This is a genomic window from Paenibacillus sp. N119s (assembly GCF_059447605.1).
This window is the reverse complement of sequence record NZ_JCAJRU010000499.1, coordinates 1-561: the sequence shown is the minus strand read 5'-3', so window position 1 is coordinate 561 and position 561 is coordinate 1. Positions and strand designations below refer to the sequence as shown.

Annotated in this window: 1 pseudogene; it reads left to right on the top strand. The window is 43.3% G+C overall.

Annotation, left to right across the window (positions count from 1 at the left end):
- A pseudogene (locus tag AC5V8P_RS26000) lies at positions 1–561 on the top strand (IS3 family transposase); the annotation flags it as partial.

Sequence of the window (561 nt, the reverse complement as noted above, 5' to 3'; positions counted from 1 at the left end):
CGGAGAACGAACTGTTAAAAAAGATCCGTATGGCGGAATGGGGGCTGAAAGACAAGTAGATTGGGCACCTTGCCAGAAATATATTTTGATCCATACCGTTATCCGGAAATACGACCTTCATCGAATGGTGAACCATTTATGCAGAATGGCCGGGGTCTCCAAGAGTGGCTATTACAAGTACTGGTCTTCCGAATCAGCGGAAAAGCGGAAGCAACGAGAACAGGATGATGAACAGGTAAAAGAAACGATCCTGAAGGCCTTCCGTTTCAAAAGACGCAAGAAAGGGGCCCGTTCTATCAAGATGATATTAGAGGGCCAGTTTAAGGTTGTCTACAATTTGAAACGGATCCGGAGAATTATGAAGAAATACGGCATTGTATGTCCTTTCCGGAAGGCAAATCCCTATAAAAGGATGATGAAGGCGACTCAGGAACATCGAGTTGTTCCTAACCTTTTGAATAGGGAATTTAAGCAGGACATCCCCGGCAAGGTGTTACTGACAGATATCACTTATTTATATTATGGTACAGGCAAGAAAGCTTATTTATCAACGATCAAGGA